Origin of the sequence: Kribbella sp. NPDC026596, assembly GCF_040638415.1 — a bacterium.
Lineage (GTDB): Bacteria > Actinomycetota > Actinomycetes > Propionibacteriales > Kribbellaceae > Kribbella.
The window spans coordinates 100,583-122,132 of record NZ_JBEZYF010000021.1 but is presented as its reverse complement, the minus strand read 5'-3'; the positions used below and the strand labels follow the sequence as shown (position 1 = coordinate 122,132).

Annotated in this window: 23 protein-coding genes; 14 read left to right on the top strand and 9 right to left on the bottom strand. The window is 68.2% G+C overall.

Annotated elements, in window-relative coordinates; all coding sequences use genetic code 11:
- The first annotated feature begins 54 nt into the window (after window positions 1-54).
- The 8 genes from whiA to AB0E63_RS19745 all read left to right on the top strand — a co-directional run bounded on the left by whiA (window position 55) and on the right by AB0E63_RS19745 (window position 6,530).
- Window positions 55-1,038, top strand: a complete 984-nt coding sequence (whiA, locus tag AB0E63_RS19780; RefSeq protein WP_132403991.1) for a DNA-binding protein WhiA — start codon at window positions 55-57, stop codon at window positions 1,036-1,038.
- Window positions 1,039-1,122: 84 nt separating this feature from the next.
- Window positions 1,123-1,521, top strand: a complete 399-nt coding sequence (locus AB0E63_RS19775) for a hypothetical protein (protein ID WP_360367810.1) — start codon at window positions 1,123-1,125, stop codon at window positions 1,519-1,521.
- A gap of 205 nt (window positions 1,522-1,726) precedes the next feature.
- Complete coding sequence (gene gap / locus AB0E63_RS19770; protein ID WP_360367807.1) at window positions 1,727-2,734, top strand: type I glyceraldehyde-3-phosphate dehydrogenase; 1,008 nt, start codon at window positions 1,727-1,729, stop codon at window positions 2,732-2,734.
- Between the two features lie 85 nt (window positions 2,735-2,819).
- Entirely contained in the window at window positions 2,820-4,022 is a 1,203-nt protein-coding gene (locus AB0E63_RS19765; protein ID WP_360367804.1) for a phosphoglycerate kinase, read from the top strand.
- 5 nt (window positions 4,023-4,027) lie between these two features.
- Complete coding sequence (gene tpiA / locus AB0E63_RS19760) at window positions 4,028-4,840, top strand: triose-phosphate isomerase (protein ID WP_360367801.1); 813 nt, start codon at window positions 4,028-4,030, stop codon at window positions 4,838-4,840.
- Window positions 4,837-5,070, top strand: a complete 234-nt coding sequence (gene secG, locus AB0E63_RS19755) for a preprotein translocase subunit SecG (protein WP_360367798.1) — start codon at window positions 4,837-4,839, stop codon at window positions 5,068-5,070. The genes tpiA and secG overlap by 4 nt, the downstream gene beginning before the upstream one ends.
- 16 nt (window positions 5,071-5,086) lie before the next feature.
- Window positions 5,087-5,446: an RNA polymerase-binding protein RbpA gene (locus AB0E63_RS19750; RefSeq protein ID WP_360367795.1), complete on the top strand. Its 360-nt coding sequence runs from the start codon at window positions 5,087-5,089 to the stop codon at window positions 5,444-5,446.
- Between the two features lie 94 nt (window positions 5,447-5,540).
- The gene (locus AB0E63_RS19745) at window positions 5,541-6,530 is read left to right on the top strand and encodes an SMP-30/gluconolactonase/LRE family protein (protein WP_360367792.1); all 990 of its coding nucleotides are present in this window, start codon (window positions 5,541-5,543) and stop codon (window positions 6,528-6,530) included.
- On the opposite strand, the gene AB0E63_RS19740 is transcribed toward AB0E63_RS19745, so the two are convergent.
- Both AB0E63_RS19740 and AB0E63_RS19735 read right to left on the bottom strand, forming a co-directional pair.
- Window positions 6,511-6,798, bottom strand: coding sequence for a BCCT family transporter (locus tag AB0E63_RS19740; RefSeq protein WP_360367789.1), 288 nt, complete (start codon window positions 6,796-6,798; stop codon window positions 6,511-6,513). The two genes, AB0E63_RS19745 and AB0E63_RS19740, sit on opposite strands and share 20 nt — an antisense overlap.
- A 73-nt stretch (window positions 6,799-6,871) precedes the next feature.
- Complete coding sequence (locus tag AB0E63_RS19735) at window positions 6,872-7,105, bottom strand: hypothetical protein (protein ID WP_360367787.1); 234 nt, start codon at window positions 7,103-7,105, stop codon at window positions 6,872-6,874.
- Window positions 7,106-7,141: 36 nt separating this feature from the next.
- On the opposite strand from AB0E63_RS19735, the gene AB0E63_RS19730 reads away from it, so the two are divergent.
- Window positions 7,142-7,996 (top strand): LLM class flavin-dependent oxidoreductase, encoded by an 855-nt coding sequence (locus tag AB0E63_RS19730; protein ID WP_360367784.1) that lies wholly within the window; start codon window positions 7,142-7,144, stop codon window positions 7,994-7,996.
- 90 nt (window positions 7,997-8,086) lie between these two features.
- On the opposite strand, the gene AB0E63_RS19725 is transcribed toward AB0E63_RS19730, so the two are convergent.
- A complete protein-coding gene (locus tag AB0E63_RS19725; RefSeq protein ID WP_012921273.1) occupies window positions 8,087-8,290 on the bottom strand; it encodes a cold-shock protein in 204 nt (67 codons plus the stop codon).
- Between the two features lie 437 nt (window positions 8,291-8,727).
- Between AB0E63_RS19725 and AB0E63_RS19720 the strand changes: the two genes are divergently transcribed.
- Window positions 8,728-9,003 carry a protealysin inhibitor emfourin gene (locus tag AB0E63_RS19720; RefSeq protein WP_360367781.1) on the top strand — a complete coding sequence of 92 codons (276 nt, stop codon included), beginning with the start codon at window positions 8,728-8,730 and terminating at the stop codon, window positions 9,001-9,003.
- Here the strand turns inward: AB0E63_RS19720 and AB0E63_RS19715 are convergent.
- Genes AB0E63_RS19715 through AB0E63_RS19705 form a run of 3 tightly spaced genes read right to left on the bottom strand, consistent with a single transcriptional unit; the run spans window position 9,000 to window position 12,436 of the window.
- Window positions 9,000-10,532, bottom strand: a complete 1,533-nt coding sequence (locus AB0E63_RS19715; RefSeq protein WP_360367778.1) for a beta-N-acetylhexosaminidase — start codon at window positions 10,530-10,532, stop codon at window positions 9,000-9,002. The two genes, AB0E63_RS19720 and AB0E63_RS19715, sit on opposite strands and share 4 nt — an antisense overlap.
- A complete protein-coding gene (locus AB0E63_RS19710) occupies window positions 10,483-11,256 on the bottom strand; it encodes a fructosamine kinase family protein (RefSeq protein WP_360367775.1) in 774 nt (257 codons plus the stop codon). The genes AB0E63_RS19715 and AB0E63_RS19710 overlap by 50 nt, the downstream gene beginning before the upstream one ends.
- Window positions 11,216-12,436, bottom strand: a complete 1,221-nt coding sequence (locus AB0E63_RS19705; protein WP_360367772.1) for an MFS transporter — start codon at window positions 12,434-12,436, stop codon at window positions 11,216-11,218. Before AB0E63_RS19705 ends, AB0E63_RS19710 begins: the two co-directional genes overlap by 41 nt.
- Before the next feature lie 51 nt (window positions 12,437-12,487).
- Between AB0E63_RS19705 and AB0E63_RS19700 the strand changes: the two genes are divergently transcribed.
- Window positions 12,488-13,132, top strand: a complete 645-nt coding sequence (locus AB0E63_RS19700; RefSeq protein WP_360367769.1) for a CGNR zinc finger domain-containing protein — start codon at window positions 12,488-12,490, stop codon at window positions 13,130-13,132.
- A 174-nt stretch (window positions 13,133-13,306) separates the two neighbouring features.
- A complete protein-coding gene (locus AB0E63_RS19695) occupies window positions 13,307-13,723 on the top strand; it encodes a VOC family protein (RefSeq protein ID WP_360367766.1) in 417 nt (138 codons plus the stop codon).
- A 52-nt stretch (window positions 13,724-13,775) separates the two neighbouring features.
- Here the strand turns inward: AB0E63_RS19695 and AB0E63_RS19690 are convergent, their stop codons facing one another.
- Complete coding sequence (locus tag AB0E63_RS19690) at window positions 13,776-14,522, bottom strand: phytanoyl-CoA dioxygenase family protein (RefSeq protein ID WP_360367763.1); 747 nt, start codon at window positions 14,520-14,522, stop codon at window positions 13,776-13,778.
- Window positions 14,523-14,592: 70 nt separating this feature from the next.
- Here AB0E63_RS19690 and AB0E63_RS19685 point away from each other — a divergent pair, with 70 nt between their 5' ends.
- Window positions 14,593-15,426, top strand: a complete 834-nt coding sequence (locus AB0E63_RS19685; RefSeq protein WP_360367760.1) for an AraC family transcriptional regulator — start codon at window positions 14,593-14,595, stop codon at window positions 15,424-15,426.
- Here AB0E63_RS19685 and AB0E63_RS19680 read toward each other — a convergent pair whose 3' ends face one another.
- Window positions 15,427-16,275, bottom strand: coding sequence for a DinB family protein (locus tag AB0E63_RS19680; protein WP_360367757.1), 849 nt, complete (start codon window positions 16,273-16,275; stop codon window positions 15,427-15,429).
- A 64-nt stretch (window positions 16,276-16,339) separates the two neighbouring features.
- Here AB0E63_RS19680 and AB0E63_RS19675 point away from each other — a divergent pair, with 64 nt between their 5' ends.
- A complete protein-coding gene (locus AB0E63_RS19675; RefSeq protein ID WP_360367754.1) occupies window positions 16,340-17,281 on the top strand; it encodes a WYL domain-containing protein in 942 nt (313 codons plus the stop codon).
- Here the strand turns inward: AB0E63_RS19675 and hrpA are convergent.
- Window positions 17,278-21,381 carry an ATP-dependent RNA helicase HrpA gene (gene hrpA / locus AB0E63_RS19670; protein WP_360367751.1) on the bottom strand — a complete coding sequence of 1,368 codons (4,104 nt, stop codon included), beginning with the start codon at window positions 21,379-21,381 and terminating at the stop codon, window positions 17,278-17,280. The two genes, AB0E63_RS19675 and hrpA, sit on opposite strands and share 4 nt — an antisense overlap.
- Window positions 21,382-21,550: the final 169 nt, after the last annotated feature.

Sequence of the window (21,550 nt, the reverse complement as noted above, 5' to 3'; positions counted from 1 at the left end):
CGCATCGAGGGACGGGCCCCGAGGGTCTTTGACAGTGGTGGGAGGATGCCTTCTATGGCGATGACAGCACAGGTGAAGTCCGAGCTGACCAGTATTCAGGTCACAAAACCCTGTTGCCGCAAGGCCGAGGTGTCGTCCGTGTTGCGGTTCGCGGGCGGGTTGCACCTGGTGTCCGGCCGGATCGTCGTCGAGGCGGAACTGGACAGCGGTGCCGCGGCCCGGCGGCTGCGCAAGGACATCGCCGAGATCTTCGGGCACCCGTCGGACGTCGTGGTGATCTCCCCGTCCGGAATCCGGAAGCAGACCAAGTACGTCGTCCGCGTCGTCCGCGACGGCGACGCGCTGGCGCGGCAGACCGGCCTGGTCGACAACCGCGGCCGGCCCGTCCGTGGCCTTCCGCCGGCGGTCGTGTCCGGTGCGTCGTGTGACGCGGTGGCGGCCTGGCGCGGGGCGTTCCTGGCCCACGGTTCGCTGACCGAGCCCGGCCGATCGTCTTCGCTCGAGGTCACCTGCCCGGGGCCGGAGGCGGCACTCGCCCTGGTCGGCGCGGCCCGTCGGCTCGGGATCGGCTCAAAGGCCCGCGAGGTGCGCAACGTCGACCGCGTGGTGATTCGCGACGGCGACGCCATCGGCGCGCTGCTCACGCGGCTCGGCGCGCACGAGTCCGTGCTGGCGTGGGAGGAGCGGCGGATGCGCCGCGAGGTCCGCGCGACCGCGAACCGGCTGGCCAACTTCGACGACGCGAACCTGCGCCGCTCCGCCCGCGCGGCGGTCGCGGCGGGCGCGCGGGTCGAGCGGGCGCTGGAGATTCTCGGCGACGACGTACCGGATCACCTGCAGGTGGCAGGCAAGCTACGGCTGGAGCACAAGCAGGCCAGCCTGGAAGAGCTCGGCCAACTGCACGAGCCGGCCCTCACCAAGGACGCCGTCGCCGGCCGCATCCGCCGCCTGCTCGCGATGGCCGACAAGCGCGCCTCCGACCTCAACATCCCCAACACCGAAGCCAACCTCACCCCCGAGATGCTCGACCCGGCCTGACCGGATCGTTATCTCGCAGAGCCCACGACGCCCCGGCGACGTTGGTTGGATCGTCGTACCCCAAGCAACGACGATCGGAGACCAATGGGCACGGCAGAAGACGAAGCCAGAGCACGCGACGAGTTCGAGCGGGTGAAGACCGAGAACCTGCTGAAGGCCGCTGAGCAGGCAAGGGCCCTCGAGGAGTACCGCAAGCAGCAGGAAGCCGCGAAGCAGCAGGGCCAGAGCAAGATGGTCGCCGACACCGGACCTGCCGCCAGCTGGCCGGACGACGCCGTACCGGCACCGCCGAGCACCATGGACAAGATGGCCGGCGCACTGCGTGTGGGCCAGGCCGGCGACGCAGCCTTCGCCAAGAAACTGCTGGATGCCGAACGCCGCCCGGTCGACGGCGCCACCGCACCCGGGCGTCCGGACGGGGCCAAGGGCCGCATCGCCGGTGCGCTGAGCGCGCGCGGGGCCACCCCGGCTGTGGAGCGCTGACGTCACCAGCTGGTCAACTGGTATACAAACCACTGCCCCGGGAGGTTTCCGGGGCAGTGTCGCGTCGGGGTGGTCTGCTCATGGAGCTACCGGCCGGTCATGGTGGTCTGATGTGGACGGTACCAGTTGGCCCAGTGGGCTGTTGGGCTAGTCTTCGGGCTGTAGCGGCAGTGCTCGACAGCTAGTTTTGAGGAGACGCAGTCCCGTGACCGTACGCGTAGGTATCAACGGCTTCGGCCGGATCGGCCGTAACTTCTTCCGCGCCGCGCAGGCGTCCGGTGCCGACATCGAGGTCGTCGCCGTCAATGACTTGACCGACAACCAGACCCTCGCTCACCTGCTGAAGTACGACTCGATCCTGGGCCGCTTCCCGGGCGAGGTCTCCGCCACCGACGACGACATCACCGTCGCCGGCAAGAGCTTCAAGGCGTTCGCCGAGCGCGACCCCGCGAACCTGAAGTGGTCCGACGTCGGCGCCGACGTGGTGATCGAGTCGACCGGCTTCTTCACCGACGCCACCAAGGCCAAGACGCACGCCGACAACGGCGCCAAGAAGGTCATCATCTCCGCCCCGGCGAAGAACGAGGACCTGACCATCGTCATGGGCGTGAACCACGACCTGTACGACGCCGAGAAGCACACCGTGATCTCGAACGCGTCCTGCACCACCAACTGCATCGCCCCGCTGGCCAAGGTTCTGAACGACGCGTTCACGATCGAGAAGGGTCTGATGACCACGATCCACGCGTACACCCAGGACCAGAACCTGCAGGACGGCCCGCACAAGGACCTGCGCCGCGCCCGCGCCGCCGCGCTGAACATCGTGCCGACCTCGACCGGTGCCGCGAAGGCGATCGGCCTCGTGCTGCCGGAGCTCAAGGGCAAGCTGGACGGCTACGCGCTGCGCGTTCCGGTCCCGACCGGCTCGGCCACCGACCTCACCGTCACCGTCGGCCGCGAGGTCACCGTCGACGAGGTGAAGGACGCCTACCGGGCGGCCGCCGCCGAGGGGTCGCTGAAGGGCTACCTGACCTACACCGAGGACGAGATCGTCTCCACCGACATCGTCACCGACCCGGCCTCCTGCATCTTCGACGCGGGCCTGACCAAGGTGATCGGCAACCAGGTCAAGGTCGTCGGCTGGTACGACAACGAGTGGGGCTACTCCAACCGCCTCGTCGACCTGGTCAACCACGTCGGCGCTTCGCTCTGACCCTTCACACATCGCAGCCTGCGTCCGGTAGACCTGGTGTCTTCCCGGGCGCAGGCTCATCGCTGATCTCGAGGAAAGCTGAACCGTGAAGACCATCGAAGACCTCGGCGACCTGGCCGGCCTGCGGGTGCTGGTCCGCTCCGACCTGAACGTGCCGATCAAGGACGAGACGATCGGCGACGACGGCCGCATCCGGGCGTCCCTGCCGACGTTGATCAAGCTGGCCAAGGCCGGCGCGAAGGTGATCGTCACCGCGCACCTCGGCCGCCCGAAGGGCACGCCGAACCCGGAGTTCACGCTGGCCCCGGTGGCCAAGCGGCTCGGCGAGCTGCTGCAGCCAGAGGGCATCACGGTGCACTTCGCCGGCGATGTCACGGGCGACTCCGCGCAGTCCGCCGTACAGCATCTGGACGAGGGTGAGGTCCTGCTGCTCGAGAACGTGCGGTACGACCCGCGCGAGGAGAGCAAGGACGAGGCGCAGCGCGAGCAGCTGGCCGACGAGCTCGCGGCGCTGGCCGACGTGTTCGTCAGCGACGGCTTCGGTGTCGTGCACCGCAAGCAGGCCAGTGTGTACGACGTCGCGCGCAAGCTGCCGCACGCCGCCGGTGGCCTGGTGCTCGCCGAGGTCGACGTACTGAAGAAGCTGACCGAGGAGCCGGCCCGCCCGTACGTCGTCGTGCTCGGCGGCGCGAAGGTGTCGGACAAGCTCGCGGTGATCGACAACCTGCTGGCCAAGGCCGACAAGCTGCTGATCGGCGGCGGCATGGTCTTCACGTTCCTGAAGGCGCAGGGCCACGAGGTCGGCAAGAGCCTGCTCGAGGACGACCAACTGGACACGGTCAAGGGCTACCTGGAGACCGCGAAGTCCAAGGGCGTCGAGATCGTGCTGCCGACCGACATCGTGGTCGCGCCCGAGTTCAAGGCGGACTCGCCGGCGACGGTGGTCGCCGCGGACGCGATTCCGGCCGACGAGCTCGGCCTCGACATCGGCCCGGAGTCCGGCAAGGCGTTCGCGGCCGAGATCGCCGGCGCGAAGACCGTGTTCTGGAACGGCCCGATGGGTGTCTTCGAGATGGCGGCGTTCGCCGGCGGAACCAAGGCCGTCGCGCAGGCGTTGACCGAGGTGGACGGCCTCAGCGTGGTCGGTGGCGGTGACTCGGCCGCGGCGGTGCGCCAGCTAGGCTTCGCCGACGACCAGTTCGGGCACATCTCCACCGGCGGTGGGGCGTCGCTCGAATACCTGGAGGGCAAGGAGCTCCCGGGGCTCGCCGTACTGGAAGAGGACTGACCCACATGGCTGACACCACAGCTGCCCGTACGCCGTTGATGGCGGGCAACTGGAAGATGAACCTCAACCACGTCGAGGCCGTGCACCTGCTGCAGAAGCTGTCGTGGACGCTGCAGGACAAGAAGCACGACTTCGAGCGGGTCGAGGTGGCGGTGCTGCCGCCGTTCACCGACATCCGCAGCGTGCAGACGCTGGTCGACGGTGACCGGATGAAGATCAAGTACGGCGCGCAGGACGTGTCGACGCACGACGCGGGGGCCTACACCGGCGAGATCTCGGCGGCGATGCTGAGCAAGCTCGGCTGCACCTACGTACTGACCGGCCACTCCGAGCGCCGGCAGTACCACAACGAGGACGACGCGCTGGTCAACGCCAAGACGGCCAAGGCGCTCGAGGCCGGCCTGGTCCCGATCGTCTGCGTCGGCGAGGGCCTGGAGATCCGCAAGGCCGACGGTCACGTCGACCACTGCCTGGGGCAGATCGACGGCGCGCTGGCCGGGATCAAGGCCGACGACGTCCGCAAGCTCGTCATCGCCTACGAACCGGTCTGGGCGATCGGCACCGGCGAGGTGGCCACTCCGGAGGACGCACAGGAGGTCATCGCGGCGATCCGGGGCCGGATCGAGGAGACGATCTCACCCTCGGTGGCCGACTCGGTACGGATTCTTTACGGTGGATCGGTGAAGATGGCCAGCGCAAGTGGCATTATGGCCCAACCGGACGTCGACGGCTGTCTGGTCGGAGGTGCGAGCCTCCAGGCGGACGAATTCGCCGGAATCTGCCGTTACCTGGACCTTCAGTTAGGCTACTCCTCGTGATTCTCGCTTTCTCGATCGTCGTGATCATCTGCAGCCTCATGCTCACGCTGCTCGTGCTGCTGCACAAAGGCCGCGGTGGCGGTCTGTCGGACCTCTTCGGCGGCGGTGTGTCGTCCAGCCTGGGCGGCTCCTCGGTCGCCGAGCGGAACCTGGACCGGATCACCGTCGGCATCGGCCTGGTCTGGTTCGCCGCCATCGTCGCGCTCGGCCTGCTCTACAAGCTCGGCTGAAGGGGAGTAGGTTCCCGTGGCTGGTGGTGGCAGCGCTATTCGTGGCAGCCGGGTCGGTGCGGGCCCGATGGGCGAGGCGGAGCGCGGCGACAGCGCGCCCCGGCAGCGCATCGTGTTCTTCTGTGCCAACGGGCACGAGACCGCGACGGTGTTCGCGGTCGAGGCGTCGATTCCGGAGGCGTGGGACTGTCCGCGGTGCGGTCTGCCGACCAGCACCGATGTGAACAACCCGCCCCCGCCGCCGAAGATCGAGCCCTACAAGACCCACCTGGCCTACGTGAAGGAACGGCGCTCCGAGCAGGAGGCGGCCGATATCCTCGAGGAGGCCTTGGAGAAGCTGCGCGCCCGGCGCGCCCGCGGCGAGGTCATCTTCTAGACACGTTCGACGTTGGCAGCCCGGACCGATCCTGGATCGGTCCGGGCTGTGGCGTCTTGTGGTCATCCGGATGCAGCGCGCTAAGGTCTGCGGCATGAAGTCGTCGATCGCGCCCGTTCGCTGGACTCCTCCGCCCGCGCCGCCGGCGCGGCACCCCAAGAACGTCGACGTGGAAACGGTCGCGTTGCCCGGGGGCGGCCCCGAGGACACGCTGATCGACGACGACGGCAGCGTCCTGACTGGCCTGTACGACGGACGGATCCTGCGGGTCAGCGCCGACGGCAAGACGATCTCCACGCTGGCCGACACGGGCGGCCGTCCCCTCGGGCTGGAGTGGCTGCCCGACGGCAAGGTGCTGATCTGCGACGCCAATCGCGGCCTGCTGACCATGGACAAGGACGGCCGGATCGCGACCCTGCTGGCCGAGATCGACGGCCGGCCGATGCGCTTCTGCAACAACGCGGACGTGACCGAGGACGGCACGATCTACTTCACCGACTCCTCGACCCGGTTCGGCATCGACGAGTGGATGGCGGATCTGCTCGAGCACTCCGCGACCGGCAGCGTGTACCGGCTGACCCCGGACGGCGTGGTGACCCGGCTGACGACCGGCCGTGCCTTCCCGAACGGCGTCGCGCTCAGTGCAGATCGCCGTACCCTCTTCTGGGCTGAGACGGCCACCTACAGCCTCTTCAAGCTCGATCTCACCGTCGACGACGCCGAGCCTGAGCAGCTCGCCTCGATCCCAGGACTGCCGGACAACATCGCCCGCGGCTCGGACGGACTGATCTGGGTCGCCGTCGGCTCGCCACGCAACGCGCTGCTGGATCTGCTGCTGCCGAAGCATCCTGTCCTGCGGAAGGGCGTCTGGGCCCTGCCGGATGCGCTGAAGCCCAAGGCCGCCGACATCATCGAGATCCAGGCGTACGACGAGACGGGCGCAGTGGTCCACGACCTCCGCGCCAAGCACCCCAGCTTCCACATGCCCACCGGCGTCCGCGAACGCGACGGAAAGGTGTGGCTAGGGAGCATCGGTACGAGCTCCCTAGCCACCTTCAAGACCCCTAGTCGTCCGGGGGTTTGACCACCAGCGAGAAGTCCTCGCCGTGGTTGCTGACACCCTCGATCACTGCCGCCTCGACCGCCTCCGAGCCGATCGCGTGCCGCAACATCAAGGGATCCGTCCGCAGGTCCTTGGCCAGCGCTACTGCCAGCCCAACCATCACCAGCGCGAACGGCAACGCGGCCACGATGGTGAGGTTCTGCAGGCCTTGGAGCGCGTCGGCCCCACCATCACCGGCCAGCAGCATCACGGCCGCCACAGCACCGGTCAGGACGCCCCAGAACACCACCAGCGGCTTCTTCGGCTCCGGGCTGCTCGTCGTCCGCGCTGAGCGGGATCCGCCCGTACCGGCCGGCCGCCAGTCAGATCACGTAGACGACGAAGCCGGAGGCCAGCAGGACGAACAGCCAGCCGGTGTTCTGCTCGACCCAGCCGAGGGCCGAGGTGGACGCCGTACCGAGAGTGGAGGCGTCGGCGATGCCCCAGGCAACGAAGGCCAGGGCGATGACCGCGGTGACACCGAAGGTGACGCGGTCGAGTCCGGAACCGCGACTTCGGCTGCCGGGTGGCGGGGGCAATCGTGGTCTCGGCCACATTCGCTCGGCGTGCCGGTCGGCGGCTAGGGTGCGGACATGCGCTTCGGGATCACGATCCTGCCGGAGTACCGGTGGAAGGACGCCGCGCCGTTGTGGCGGCGGGCGGAGGAGTACGGCTTCGACCACGCGTGGACGTACGACCACCTGACCTGGAGCGGCCTGCAGGACTCGCCGTGGTACGGGACGACGCCGACGCTGACGGCGGCGGCGCTGGCGACGAACACAATCAAGCTCGGCACCTTCGTGACCTCGCCGAACTTCCGGCACCCGCTCGCGCTGACCCGGGACATCCTCGCCATCGACGATGTTTCCGACGGGCGGTTCCTCTGCGGCATCGGTTCGGGCGGCAGCCTCGACGCGACCATCCAGGGCGGCCCGGACCTGAGCCCGCGGCAGAAGGTGGACCGGTTCGCGGAGTTCGTCGAGCTGCTGGACAAGTTGCTGACGACTGACGGCGTCGACTTCAAGGGCGAGTACTTCGAGACCCGCAACGGCCGCACGCTGCCCGGATGCATCCAGCAGCCCCGCGTCCCGTTCATCATGGCCGCCAACGGCCCGCGGTCACTCCGCCTGGCCGTGCAGTACGGCGCCGGCTGGGTCACCACCGGCCCGAAGTCGCCGGACTTCGACACCTGGTTCGCCGCCGTCACCGACCTCAGCCACCGGCTGGACGACGTCCTCGAGGGCCGCCCGTTCGACCGCTACCTCGCGCTGGACTCGGCCCGCTACGCCCTGTCCAGCCCCGACGCCTTCGAAGATGTCGTCAGCCGCGCCGCCGTCCTTGGATTCACCGACGTCATCACCCACTGGCCCCGCCCCGAAGGCGTCTACGCCGGCTCCGAGGACACCCTGGAGACGATCGTCACCGACATCATTCCGCGTCTGCGCTAGCACGCCGGACCCAGGCGGGACGGCGAAGGGGCCGTGCACCGGTGTGGTGCACGGCCCCTTCGATCACTTGCTAGAAGGGTGATCCAAAGATCAGATCGGACGGATGTTCTCCGCCTGCAGGCCCTTCTGGCCCTGGGTGATCTCGAACTCGACGCGCTGGTTCTCGTCCAGCGAGCGGAAGCCCGAGGTCTGGATGGCCGAGTAGTGCGCGAACACGTCCGCGCCACCGTCATCCGGGGTGATGAAGCCGAAGCCCTTGTCAGCGTTGAACCACTTGACAGTACCGACAGCCATTTGTGTCTATCTCCTTGATGGCTTGTAACAAACCGCGACCCACACCTCATGAGCCACGTGTCGCCGAAAGGCCCCAGAAGACAGAACCGGCCATGCAGCACAGCGAAAGTCAGTGGGAGTCCAAAAGTGCAACGCGATAACTGTAGCCGATCTGTGGCCTTGTGGAAGGGGTGACCACGAACACGTGTCGCTGCGAGTCGCCGCCCGCCACGCTCCGTGGCCGCGCGAATTCAGGCCCCGCTCGGCCGGCCCGCGGCGGAAACCCCGCGCCGACCTGCTGATTCGCGGCCGCGCACGCCTGCGCCGGGATGGCAACGAAGGTCATTCACCGGTACGCCGGGTGATGGCCGCGTGATTCTGATCGAGTTTTCCGGCGTGTCGCGCGACTCTGGACATTCGTTGCGCAGCACGCAAGGGTGAACCGCAAGGAGGCTGGGTTGATCGTCAAAGTCACACGTAGCGGGGGTTTCGCCGGTCTGATGGCGCACGGCGAGCTCGACACCAGTGCCGAGCCGGACGCGGATCGGCTCGAGGCCGCCGTACAGGCCCTCGGCGCCGCCGACCTGGGTTCCGGGCGGCCCCAGCCGGATCGGTACGTCTACCGGCTGGAGGTGCGCGACGCCCCGGACGCGGACGCCACGCACCACACCGTCGCCGAACAGGACCTGGACCAGACCACTGCGTGGCTACTGGACCGGGTCCTGCAGCGCTAACGCCAGTCGATCTCCGGCGCGCGGTAGAAGTTCACGCCGAGGACCTCCCACCGCGACCCCTGCTCGGCGAGGCGGTCCTTGTAGGTGGACCATTCCAGCGCGGACGCCGGTGACCAGCCGAGCTCGGCGACCCCTGGTAGCCGGGGGAACACCATGAACTCGACCGTGGCCATGTTGTCGAGCGTCTCCGTCCAGAGCGGCGCCTCCACGCCGATCACGGCGCTCTCAGGCAACTCCGGGATCAGGGTGGCCGGATCCCAGCTGTAGGACTTCTCCACGCTGATCAGCCCGGCCCAGTCGAGGCCATAGGGCGTGTCCTGGTCGTACTTCATGTCCAGGTACGCGCGGTTGGCCGGTGACATCACCACCTCGGCCCCCTGCGTCACACCCTTGCGGGCCAGCGCCTGTGCCCGGTCGTCGTCGGTTCCCCAGTACTGCACGATGCTGCCGGCCGGAAGGTCGGCATCCGCGATCTCGTGCCAGCCCATCACCCGCTTGCCGTGCTTGACGACCAGTTCGGCCGCTTTCGGCACGAAGGTGAGGTAGTCCGAGTGCGGGGTCGAGTGCGCCTCGTCCCCGCCGAGGTGAATGACGTCGCCGGGGGTCTGCTCGGCCACCTCCCGGAACACGTCGTCCAGGAACTCGTAGGTGAGGTCCTTGTCCACGGTGAGCGAGCTGAACCCCACCTCGGTGCCGGTGTAGAGCGGCGTCGCCTCGCCGTCGGCGTTGAGCTCCGCGTACGACGCCAGCGCCGCGTTGGTGTGTCCCGGGGTGTCGATCTCCGGGACCACGGTCATGAAGCGCTCAGCGGCGTACATCACGATCTCGGCGAAGTCCGCCTTCGTGAAGTGGCCACCCGGTCCACCGCCCACCTCGGAGCCGGCGGCGTACTTCGTCAGCTCCGGCCAGGAGTCCACCTGGATCCGCCAGCCCTGGTCGTCGGACAGGTGCAGGTGGAGCTGGTTGAGCTTGTAGAGCGATGCGAGGTCGATGTACCGCTTGACGTCGGCGACCGAGAAAAAGTGCCGGGAGACGTCGAGCATGACGCCGCGGTAGGGGTAGCGCGGTGCGTCGGAGATCGTCGTACCGGCGATCTCCCAGGGGCCAGCTTGCTCCGTGGCGGCTTCGGCCTTGGCAGGCAGGAGCTGCCTGAGCGTGGTGACACCGCGGAACAGCCCCTCTGGCGTGGCTGCCGTGATGGTCACGGTCGAGTCGTCCACGCGGAGCTCGTAGCCCTCTGCGCCGAGAGAGCTCGGTCCGTCGGTGGAGAGCGTGATGGTGCCGGCGCCTGGCTGGACAGGCAGTGGGAAGCCGGTGGAGAGGCGCAGCCGGGCGGCGAACTGGTCGGCGACACTGCTGGCGGCCTCGGACGGGGTGACCACTCCTACGGTCGCAGAGGACTGCAACGTGAAGGTCTGGCCTTGCAGAGCGGTCTGTGTGACGGGCTGGGGGATCAGGGTGGCCTCCGGAGGTCGTGACTCAGCCGTACTTGTGAGCCATCGCAATGGCTTGTGGAACGTAGCTTCCACCGAACATGACTACGTGAGTCAAGAGGGGGTGCAGACGGTGCAGTCCGACCCGGTCGCGCCAGCCGTCCGCGAGCGGGTGCGCTTCGTCGTACGCGCGCAGCACCCGCTCGAGCTGCGGTAGGCCGAAGAGGCCGAGCATGGCGAGATCTGTCTCTCGGTGACCGCCGTGCGCGGCCGGATCGACCAGATGTACGCCGCCCTTCGCCCACACCACGTTCCCCGACCACAGGTCGCCGTGGATCCGGCTCGGCTCGTCGGACGGGTCGTCGTACTCTCCGGCCTCCAACCGGATGCACACCCGCTCGAACACTTGCAGTTGGTGCCCATCGATCGAGCCCTGCTGGTACGCCGTCCGCACGTACGGCCGCAGCCGCAGATTCGCGTAGAACTCACCCCATGACTTCAGCGGCTCCACCGCATGCGGCAGTCTGATCGTCCCGATGTACCCGTCACCGTCCCAGCCGTCCGGCGGTACGCCGAAGTGCCGAGCGCCGGCGTTGTGCGTGACGGCGAGCCGCCGGCCGAACTCGTCAGCCGCGGCACCGGTCGGCGGAACGATGTCGAGTCGGGCCGTGCTCAGCTGGCCGGGGGAGACGTCGAGCGGCTCCGCGACCAGTGCACCACCGGGTACGGCGAGCCACCGCAGGCCGGCCGCCTCGACCTCGAAGAACCCCGTCGGCGGGTCATGCCGCCTCTTCACAAACCTGTCGCCCAGGTCGCTCATGTTCGCACTCTGCCACCGCCACCCGGCGCCGAGCCAGCACCGGCGGGTCGGCAGTCATGATTACCAGAGCTACGACCGCGAGCAGGCCGCCGACAAGTGCGACACTCCGCACGCCGGTGCTGTCGAGCAGCCCACCACCGATGAGGGCGCCTCCCGCGATCCCAATGTTGAACGCCGTGCTGGTACCCGCCGACGCCATGTCGGTGTTGCCGGGAGCCACCTGCATAGTCCTGCTCAGTACGGCGACCGCCAGCGCGCTGAAGGCCATCCCGGCAGTGGCGACGAGTAGGACCGAAGGCACCTGCCGGTCTCCGAGGGTGTAGAGGCCGAGCAGCGCCGCACTGATCAGGACGAGCGGTAGGACGATCGCAGCCCACGGATGCTGGTCGAGGATCCGGCCGACGAGCAGAGTTCCGGTCAGGCCGCCCAGTCCGCTGGCCAGGAGGACCGGACCGAGTGCACCGGAGGTGAAGCCGCTGACATCCAGCAGGAACGGCGCGACGTAGGTGTTGAAGGTCAGGAAGCCGGCCACGCCGAGAGCCGTGGTGGCGACGAGCACGACGTACCGGCGAACGTCGGGATCGCTGCCGCGGCCCGACGCGGACTCCTGGGCGTCGACCCGGGGCAGCAGGCACGCGATGCTCAGACAGGTCGCGGTCCCGAGCACCGCCATGAGCGCGAAGGGGATCCGCCACCCGAACTGCTCACCGAGCCAGGTACCGAGCGGTATGCCGATCACGGGAGCGAGCGCTGAGCCTATCGAGATCTTCGCGACCACCCGGCCGCGGACGGTCGGCGGGAACAATCCGGTCGCTATCGGGAAGATGATCGACCAGAAGAGAGCGTGCGAGAGCGCCGTGAGCAGCCGTGCGACGAGGAGAACCTCGTACGTCGGTGCCAGCGCGGTGACGGCGGCTCCGACGGCCATCAGGCCGAGTGTGGTGCCGAGGACGAGTCGGCGGGGGAGCCGCAGGGTGAGCCTGGCCAGCGGGATCGAAGCCAGGACGACGACGGCGGCGTATCCGGTGACGAGGAGTCCGACGTCGGAGCGTGAGCGACCCAGATCGGCGGCGATCACCGTCAGCAGTCCGATCGGCAGCACTTCGATGGTCACATAGGAGAACGTGCCGACACCGAGCATGACCAGTGAGGCATGGGCTCTGCGGGACGTGATGAACATGACGTCACCTGTGATTCCAGTAAAAGTGATTATGGTGGTAGCATCTCATGCATGGCAGACAACCGCAATGACGTACTCCGGATTGTCGGTGGCCATCCGGCCCTCGACTTGGTGAACACGGTCGCGCCGCGCGTGCCCGGTGGTGCGGCCGATGAGCTCGACTACCTTCCGGCGCCTGCCGATCTGCTGGCCTGGAGCCGACGGATCGAGTTGACCGACGACACCGAGGCGACTGCGGTCGCGACAGCGTGGGACAGCGCGGCTGGAATGGCTGAGCAGGCACTCCATGCGACGCTCGAGATCCGCGAGGCTGTCTATACCGTGCTGGCCCGGCGTGACGAGTCTGCTGAAATGGCTGCTGCGCTTGAGCTTTTGACGTTGCGATGGTCGGCAGCCGCAGCTCGTTCGGTGCTGGTGCCCGGCGGCGCTGTCGCCGAACTTCAAGTCGGTACGTCGCCGGCGCTGATGATTCCGGACCGATTGGTGGCGGCGGCGGTCGAGTTGCTGCGGACCGTCGAGCTGCACCAGTTGCGGGCCTGTCCGATCGAGGAGGGTGGCTGCGGCTTCCTGTTCCTCGACCGCAGCCGGAACCGTTCGCGCCGCTGGTGCGCCATGGAGGACTGCGGCACCCGGGCGAAGATCCGCAAGCTCTCCGAGCGCCGCCGTGCTACCACCGTGAAGGATGTACACCGGTAATCCTGGCGCCCGTTCACTGTCCGCGACCGGCTGACCGGTCAAGAAGGCGTGTCGAAAGATGCGAACTGTCCGTCCGACCTGTCATCGTAGGCGGCCGGGCCTTCCGACCAGATGGGCCCTGGCCGGTCCTGCCCCGACACGGGCAGGCAGTCGTGAACAGAAGTTGGAGGACAGATGACGCAGGTGGCAGAGCAGCCGGGCAGTACTGCCGGGCGGCTCGGCTCGGTGGTGCTGGATTGCCTGGACCCACTCGAGCTAGCCCAGTTCTACTCGGCGCTGCTGGGCCTGGACATCGACGAGAGCGGTGACGACGACTGGCGGAGCCTGACCGGCCCCGGCTCGTCGCTCGGGTTCTCGACGCTGGCCTTCCGGCGCTCGGAGGAGTACGTGCCGGCCACGTGGCCCGGCACCGACGCGCAGGATCTCCACCTCGACCTGATCGTCGAGGATCTTTCCAGCGGCCACGCCACCGTGGTCGCGCTCGGGGCCGAACCGCTCGACCCCCTGGACCCACCACCCGCCGACAACGCCCGCGGCTGGCGTATCTACGCCGATCCCGCGGGACACCCGTTCAGAATCTGCCTCGAGTAGGCCTTCGCACAGCCCGCCCCGGCCACCTGGCCGGGGCGGGCTTTTGTCTGCCTCAGCCCCACTCGCTGCTGCCGGTGAACGAGAAGTGCCGGCCCTCGACGTACGTCGGGCGTGGCTGGTAGCTGTTCACGCCCGGCTCGCCGCGCAGGTGGAAGGCGCTCGGGTACGGCACCTCGGGATCGGTGATCCGCGTCGACGTCGGGATGTACCGGATCGTCAGCCCGCAGCGCCGGTTCGGCGAGGTGTTCGCGTTGCTCCCGTGCACGATGTTCGGGTGGTGCACCTCGACGTCACCAGGCGCCAGCACCATGTCGACCGCCGCCGACTCGTCGACCTCGACCGCGATCTCCTTGCCGAGCACACTCTCGACCTCGGTGTTGTCCCGCATCCCGGAGACGCCGGATCGATGGCTCCCGGGGATCACCCGCACGCAGCCGTTCTCCGGCGTCGAGTGGTCGACGGCCAGCCACAGCGTCACCACGTTCATCGGGTCGAGCGGCCAGAACGCGGCGTCCTGGTGCCACAGCACCGGCTGGCCCGAGTACGGCGGCTTGGAGATGTAGTGCGATGCGAACAGCGCCAGGTCCGGCCCGACGAACTGTTCCGCGATGTCGAGCAGTCGCTCGTCACTGATCAGCCGGACCCAGAACGGATCGTCGCGCAGGTAGATGTGCCCGAGCTGCTCGGGCCGTACGTCGGGATGCCGGGCCTGCAACCATTCGACATGGTCGTTCACTTCCTTGATCAGCTGTTCGTCGATGACATTGCGGAAGATGACGTAACCGTCGGTCTCGTACATGGCTTCATGCTGCTGGGTTGCCTCAGTTGCCTGCTAGCAGCGAGCTGACGAGAACTTGTAGCGTGTTGATGTGGGTCAGGCGCTGCGGTTCGAGGCGCACGCATTCGGCCGGCCGTATCACGCCGCCCGGGTGCGGATCCCGGCCCGCGCCCGCGACACCGAGTTGCATACGCATGCGGACTTCCACGAGTTCATGGGCGTCGTATCGGGGAGCGGCGAACACTTGCTGCCTACCGGCGTCGAGCAGCTCCGGGCCGGGGACGTGGTCCTGGTCCGGCCGAGCGACCGGCACGCCGTTCGGGGCTCGGCGCCCGACGGGCTGGAGTTCGTCAACGTGGCCTTTCCGAGCTCTGCCTGGCTGGGGTTTCTCGACCTGACCCGGACCAACCCGACCGCGAGCTGGGCGTCGGCGCGGCGGCCCGTCACCTTCCGCGCTACTGAGGCGATCGCCGTCTTCGACCGCGCACTGGAACGCTTTCAAGACCAGCCAGGCCCGTACGACCTGGTCCGCTTCTGGATTGATCTCCTCGAGCTGCTCGCACCGGCGGACGACACAGCCGGTCCGGGCACACCCAGCTGGCTCGCCAAGGCCTGTACGGCGATGCGTGCCGAGGACAACCTCCGCGGCGGGGTTCCACGTCTCCTCGAACTGGCCGGTGTCAGTCCGGCACACCTGTCTCGCTCGATGCGTTCGACGTACGGCGTGACACCGACAGCCTTCGTCGCCGACCTCCGCCTCGAGCACGCCGCTTCTTTGCTAGCGGCAACCAATGCCCCGGTGGCAACCATCGCCACCCGCTGCGGCTTCAGCAGCCAGTCTTACTTCACCCGCTGCTTCACCACAGCCCACCAACTCTCGCCCCGCGACTTCCGCCACCGCTCCCAACGGGCCTTCGTGCCCTGATCAGAGCGTTTCCAAGTACTCGACGATCTCCGGCTGCTTGAACCATTTCGCCCAACCGAGCACGTCGGCGCCGAACCGGGGATCGGTCGCCGACAGGTCCGCGCCGTGCTCCACCAGGAATCGCAACGTGTCCAGCGAGCCGGTCCCCGCGGCCAGGTGCGCCGCGGAGACTCCATCCGCGGTCCGCTCGTTGATGCCGAAGCCCAGGCCGGCGAGCTTCGGAACGACGTCCCATCGCTGGGCGGCGGCAGCTTCGGCGAGCAGGGCCGGGCGCTCAGCCGGTGTCACTTCACCGGCCAGGGCGGCCGCGAAGGGGTCCTCGGCTCGCACCCCGCGGTAGAAATCGCGGACGGTGCCCACCTCCGCGCCGTGGTGGATGAGTTCGTCCAGGATGTGCAGGGCGAACGCGGTGCCGTCGTGCTCGGCCCACGGACCGGCGATCTCACCCATCGGCCGGTCGAGATCGTCCTGGCTGAGTGCGGCAACGCGCCGGCGCCAGACGTCGTACGCCTGATCGAGCGCTGCCAGGGCGGCCTCGGCCGATTCCGGCACCGGCAGTTCGCCGTCGCCGGCCGCCGGTTCGTGTCCGAGCCAGGTGGCGGTGCGCTCCTCCTGCAGGATGTCCACGATATGGGTGATCCGCCACGCGAGGGTGGTGAACGGCGCCGGCTCCGGGGGGATCCAGGCCCAGTCCGCGGAGAAGCCCTCCGCGGTCTTCCGGACCGTCCAGCAGCCGTCGAACGGCTCCCAGAAGTACTCCTCGTCGGTCAGGCCCTCCACCCGGCCGCGCAGTCGCTGCCAGGCGAAGTCGGACAGGTCCAGGAGGTTCTGCTTCAGCGTCGTGGTCATGACGTCACCGTAGAACGACCTGCGGACAGAATCGGTCCGCAGGTCGAGGCAGAATGGCCGGACCATGGATACCGCGGCCCGGTTGCTCCGCCTGCTGTCCTTGCTGCAGTCGCGCCCCCAGTGGGACGGTGCCGAACTGGCGACAAGGCTCGATGTCACGCCCCGCACCGTACGGCGTGACGTCACCCGGCTCCGATCACTCGGCTACCCGGTCGACGCCGAAGCCGGGATCGGTGGTGGCTACCGCCTCGGACCGGGCGGCCGGCTGCCACCGCTGCTGCTCGAGGACGAGGAGGCGGTGGCGATCGCGGTCGGCCTGCGCGTAGCGACGACCACGACGGTGTCGGGGGTTGAGGAGGCGGCGATCTCCGCGCTGGCCAAACTCCACCAGGTGCTGCCCGCCCGGTTACGCGCGCAAGTCGCGGCGATCGGTGCGCACACCACCCAGTTGCCCCAGGGTGAACTGCCGACCGTTGATGGCGAGGTTCTGGTCACGCTCGCGGCCGGGTGCCGTGATATCGAAGGGATCCGGTTCCGCTACCGCACCCACGACGGCGCCGAGTCCGAGCGCAGCGTGGAGCCGCTGCAGATCGTGCACACCGGCCGGCGCTGGTACCTCGTCGCGCGTGACCGCGACCGGCAGGCCTGGCGAACGTTCCGCGTCGACCGCATCGCCCACCCCGTGCTCACCGGCGCGCGTTACCGGTTCGACGACCCACCCGACCCGGTCAAGCTCGTTGCCGAAGGCACCGGAGTGGCGCCCTGGGACATCGTCGCCCGGATCCGCGTGCACGCCGACGCCGCGACGGTCAGCAGAGCGATACCGCCACACCAAGGAGTGGTCGAGCCGATCGATGCCACCACCTGCGAGGTCCGCTTCGCCGCCAACGAGCTGGGCCCCCTCGTCGCCCAGGTCACCCGCATCTATTGGCCTTTCGAGATCCTCGATCCCCCCGAACTACGCACCGCCGTCCACGCCCACGCCCGCGGCCTCCTCGACTCCTAGCTCTGCGCCAGCGCCTTGCGGATGCGCTTCTCGGAGACGGGGTACGGCGTACCGATGGTTTGGGCGAAGAGGCTGATGCGGAGTTCCTCGAGCATCCAGCGGACTTCGAGGAGTTCGGGGCTGGGGTACTTGCCGGTGGGGACGGCCTGGAGGCGTTTGCGGTACTCGTCGGTGAGGGTCTGGACGATCGCCATGCCGGAGCGGTCGCGCATCGCGTTGGCGCCGATCTTGTCCAGGCGTTGCTCCATCCCGCGCAGGTAGCGGACCAGATCCGGAAGCCGCCGGGCGCTGGTCTCGGTGATGAAGCCCGGGTGGACCAGACTCTCCAGTTGGCCGCGCACGTCGGACCACGCTGCGATCAGTGCTGGGCTCGAGGCTCGCGAGATCTGTTTGTCCACGGTGCGCGCGTGGGCTAGCACCTGCTCGACCTGGCGCAGGATTGTGAGAACGGTGTCCGCGAGCTCCGAGCGTACGGCGTCGCGCAGTACGGAGAATGCGGTCAGGTTCCACGCCGGGCCGTGGGCAGCGGCCATCAACTGGTCGACGGCCGCGGAGATCGCATCGTCGAGCAGCTCACCGACGTTGCGGTGCGGGCCTGCCATCAGCGTCATCTTCTGCTGGTTGGTCAGGTTCCTTTGTACGACGTCGATCACCGACGGCATCGTCAGCAGCAGGAGCCGGCGGGTTCCGTTCCACATCGCGGCGGCCTGGTCCCGTTCGGTCTCCTGCAGCCGGATCGCAACAGTTTTGCCCTCGTCGACCAGCGCCGGATAGCCGGCCACCGTCAGGCCGTTGCGATGCTCGGAGAAGCTGCGCGGAAGGTCACCGAACGTCCAGTCGGTCAGGCCTGACCGCTCCAGCCCGCTGACCGCCTTCGACGCGACCTTGGAGATGGCCGCCGTAGTCTTCGGCTTCAGGCGTTCCTTGAGCTTGGCGAGATCCTTGCTCTCGGCCACGGTCTTGCCCTTGTCGTCGATCACCCGGAACGTCATCCGCAGGTGCTCCGGAACCCGGGTCCAGTCCCAGTCGCCGGGCTCGATCACCACGTCGCGCAGGTTCCGCAGTTCGCGGGCCAATGCATCGGTGAGCGGGCCGGAGGCCGGGTCGAGCTGGGGGAGGACCTGGCGAGCGTGGTCCGGCGCGGGCACGATGTTCCGCCTGATTGCCTTCGGCAAGGATTTGATCAACGTGGTGACCAGCTCCTCGCGGAACCCGGGCACGCTCCACTCGAACCCGTCCGCGGTGACCTGGTTCAGCACCAGCAGCGGGATGTGCACGGTCACGCCGTCCGCGTCGGTCCCGGGCTCGAAGGCGTACGTGAGATCGAAGGTCATCCCGTTCTGGGTCCAGTGCAGCGGGAACTCCTCGGCCCTGACCTCGGCGCCCTCGCGGACCACCAGCGACCGCTCGAAGTCGAGCAGGTCGGCATCCCGCTGCCGGGCCTTCTTCCACCAGGTGTCGAAGTGCGTCCCGGTGACGACCTCGGAGCCGATACGTTCGTCGTAGAAGGCGAACAGCGTCTCGTCGTCGACCAGGAGGTCGCGGCGGCGGGTGCGTTCCTCGAGCTCCTCGACCTCCTCGATCAGCTTGCGGTTCTCGTGGAAGAACTTGTGGTGGGTGTCCCAGTCGCCCTCGACCAGCGCGTGCCGGATGAACAGCTCGCGCGACACCTCCGGGTCCACCTTGCCGTAGTTGACCTTGCGCCGGGCAACGATCGGTACGCCGTACAGCGTGACCTTCTCGTAGGCCATCACGGCACCGGCCTTGCGTTCCCAGTGCGGCTCGGAGTACGAGCGCTTGATCAGATGCCCGGCGAGATCCTCGGCCCACTCCGGCTCGATCTTCGCGTTCACCCGCGCCCACAGACGGGACGTCTCGACCAGCTCGGCCGCCATCACGAACTGCGGCGGCTTCTTGAACAGGCCGGAGCCGGGGAAGATGGCGAACTTGGTGCCGCGGGCACCGAGGTACTGGTGCTGGTTGGCCGGGTCCTTCATGCCGAGGTGGGAGAGCAGACCGGACATCAGCGCGACGTGGACGCTCTGCGGATCGGCCGGCTCGCCGGTGTTCAGGGTGACGCCGATCTGGGACGCGACCTGGCGGAGCTGGGCGAAGATGTCCTGCCACTCGCGGACGCGCAGGTAGTTCAGGTACTCGCTGCGGCACATCCGGCGGAACTGGTTGCCGGAGAGCTCTTTCTGCTGCTTCTTCAGGTAGTTCCAGAGGTTCAGGAACCCGAGGAAGTCACTGTTCGGATCGCGGAAGCGGGCATGCGCCTGCTGGGCCTGGGCCTCGGCGTCGGTCGGGCGTTCGCGCGGGTCCTGGATGGACAGCGCGGCCGCGATCACCATCACCTCGCGGACGCACGCATTCTTGTCGGCCTCGACGATCATCCGGGCCAGGCGCGGGTCCAGCGGGATCTGGGCCAGCTGACGACCGATCGGGGTGAGCCGGCGGTGGCGATCGGAGGCCTTGGCGGCTTCGATGGCACCGAGCTCGGTGAGCAACTGCAGGCCGTCGGTGATGCTGCGCTTGTCCGGCTCGTCGATGAACGGGAACGCGGCGATGTCGCCGAGCCCGATCGAGGTCATCTGCAGGATGACGGACGCCAGGTTGGTGCGCAGGATCTCGGGATCGGTGAACTCCGGACGGTTCTCGAAGTCCTCCTCGGAGTACAGCCGGATACAGATGCCGTCGCTGGTCCGGCCGGAGCGGCCCTTGCGCTGGTTGGCGCTGGCCTGCGAGACCGGCTCGATCGGCAGGTGCTGGACCTTGGTGCGATGGCTGTATCTCGAGATGCGCGCCGTACCGGGGTCGACCACGTACTTGATGCCGGGGACGGTCAGCGAGGTCTCGGCGACGTTGGTCGCGAGGACGATGCGGCGATTGGTGTGCGCCTGGAAGACGCGGTGCTGCTCGGCGTTCGACAGCCGTGCGTACAGCGGCAGGATCTCGGTGGTGTTTCGCCGATCGCTCTTGAACTTGTCGTTCAACGCGTCGGCCGTGTCGCGGATCTCGCGTTCACCGCTGAGGAAGACCAGTACGTCGCCGTCGGCCTCGTACTCGAGTTCGTCGACGGCATCCAGAATCGCCTGGGTCTGGTCGCGGTCGATCGTGCTCGGGTCGTCCGGGTCGTTGATCGGGCGGTAGCGGACCTCGACCGGGTACGTCCGGCCGGAGACCTCGACGATCGGGGCCGGCGTACCGCTGCTGTCGGCGAAGTGCGCGGCGAACCGCTCGGGGTCGATGGTCGCCGAGGTGATGATCACCTTGAGGTCTGGGCGGCGGGGGAGCAGCCGCTTGAGGTACCCGAGGATGAAGTCGATGTTCAGGCTGCGCTCGTGCGCCTCGTCGATGATGAGGGTGTCGTAGCGGGTCAGGTCGCGATCCCGCTGCAACTCGTTGAGCAGGATGCCATCGGTCATCACCTTGACCAACGACCGGTCGCTGACCTTGTCGGTGAACCGGATCGCGAACCCGATCGTCTCGCCGAGCTCGGTGCCGAGCTCCTCCGCGATCCGCTCCGCCACCGTCCGCGCCGCCAGCCGCCGCGGCTGGGTGTGCCCGATCATGCCCTGCAGACCACGACCCAGCTCGAGACAGATCTTCGGAATCTGCGTCGTCTTCCCGGAGCCGGTCTCACCCGCGACCACCACCACCTGGTGATCCCGGATCGCCGCCGCGATCTCGTCCTTCAGCTGACTGACCGGCAACTCTTCCGGATAAGAGATCTCCGGCACGGCAGCCCGCCGTACCTCGACCCGCCGCTCAGCCTGCTCCACGGCCCCGACCAGAGTCTGGAGCGCCTGCGCCCGCTTCCGCGCATCCTGCGTTCCCCGAACCCGCTCCAACCGCCGCCCAAGCTGCTCCCGATCAGACGTCAGCAACCCATCCAACCGAGCCGCCACCTCACCGACCGACAACCCACCCTCGCCGGGGAGGTTGTCGCTGGTGTCGGTCTGAGTCGAGCCCTGCTTGGATCCCGGCGTACCGCCCGGCTTCGGTCCACGCCGGCGACGAGGCCGACGGCGTACGGCGGGGTCCTGGACGGGACCGGTGGCTGGGGAAGGACTCGACGACTCGGTCCGGGCATCAGGCATAACCACACCAGTTTAAGCGCCCACCCCCAGCCCCTCACCCGGTTTACCAAAGCCGACCAGCCGTACCGGACCCCCAAGCCATCACAATCGGCCGGCCAACCGACTCCAAGGCGGAGCGATCCGACATCAACTGCAGATGTGATGGCCTGGGCGTCCGCAGGAAGCCACC

Coding starts and splice junctions, on each gene's coding strand:
- AB0E63_RS19775 (WP_360367810.1), top strand. CDS start 1,123: ATGGGCACGGCAGAAGACGAAGCCAGAGCACGCGACGAGTTCGAGCGG.
- AB0E63_RS19725 (WP_012921273.1), bottom strand. CDS start 8,290: ATGGCTGTCGGTACTGTCAAGTGGTTCAACGCTGACAAGGGCTTCGGC.
- AB0E63_RS19695 (WP_360367766.1), top strand. CDS start 13,307: ATGACGCAGGTGGCAGAGCAGCCGGGCAGTACTGCCGGGCGGCTCGGC.
- tpiA (WP_360367801.1), top strand. CDS start 4,028: ATGGCTGACACCACAGCTGCCCGTACGCCGTTGATGGCGGGCAACTGG.
- AB0E63_RS19735 (WP_360367787.1), bottom strand. CDS start 7,105: ATGTGGCCGAGACCACGATTGCCCCCGCCACCCGGCAGCCGAAGTCGC.
- AB0E63_RS19680 (WP_360367757.1), bottom strand. CDS start 16,275: ATGACCACGACGCTGAAGCAGAACCTCCTGGACCTGTCCGACTTCGCC.
- AB0E63_RS19700 (WP_360367769.1), top strand. CDS start 12,488: ATGGCAGACAACCGCAATGACGTACTCCGGATTGTCGGTGGCCATCCG.
- AB0E63_RS19690 (WP_360367763.1), bottom strand. CDS start 14,522: ATGTACGAGACCGACGGTTACGTCATCTTCCGCAATGTCATCGACGAA.
- AB0E63_RS19745 (WP_360367792.1), top strand. CDS start 5,541: ATGAAGTCGTCGATCGCGCCCGTTCGCTGGACTCCTCCGCCCGCGCCG.
- hrpA (WP_360367751.1), bottom strand. CDS start 21,381: ATGCCTGATGCCCGGACCGAGTCGTCGAGTCCTTCCCCAGCCACCGGT.
- AB0E63_RS19675 (WP_360367754.1), top strand. CDS start 16,340: ATGGATACCGCGGCCCGGTTGCTCCGCCTGCTGTCCTTGCTGCAGTCG.
- AB0E63_RS19710 (WP_360367775.1), bottom strand. CDS start 11,256: ATGAGCGACCTGGGCGACAGGTTTGTGAAGAGGCGGCATGACCCGCCG.
- AB0E63_RS19730 (WP_360367784.1), top strand. CDS start 7,142: ATGCGCTTCGGGATCACGATCCTGCCGGAGTACCGGTGGAAGGACGCC.
- whiA (WP_132403991.1), top strand. CDS start 55: ATGGCGATGACAGCACAGGTGAAGTCCGAGCTGACCAGTATTCAGGTC.
- AB0E63_RS19705 (WP_360367772.1), bottom strand. CDS start 12,436: ATGTTCATCACGTCCCGCAGAGCCCATGCCTCACTGGTCATGCTCGGT.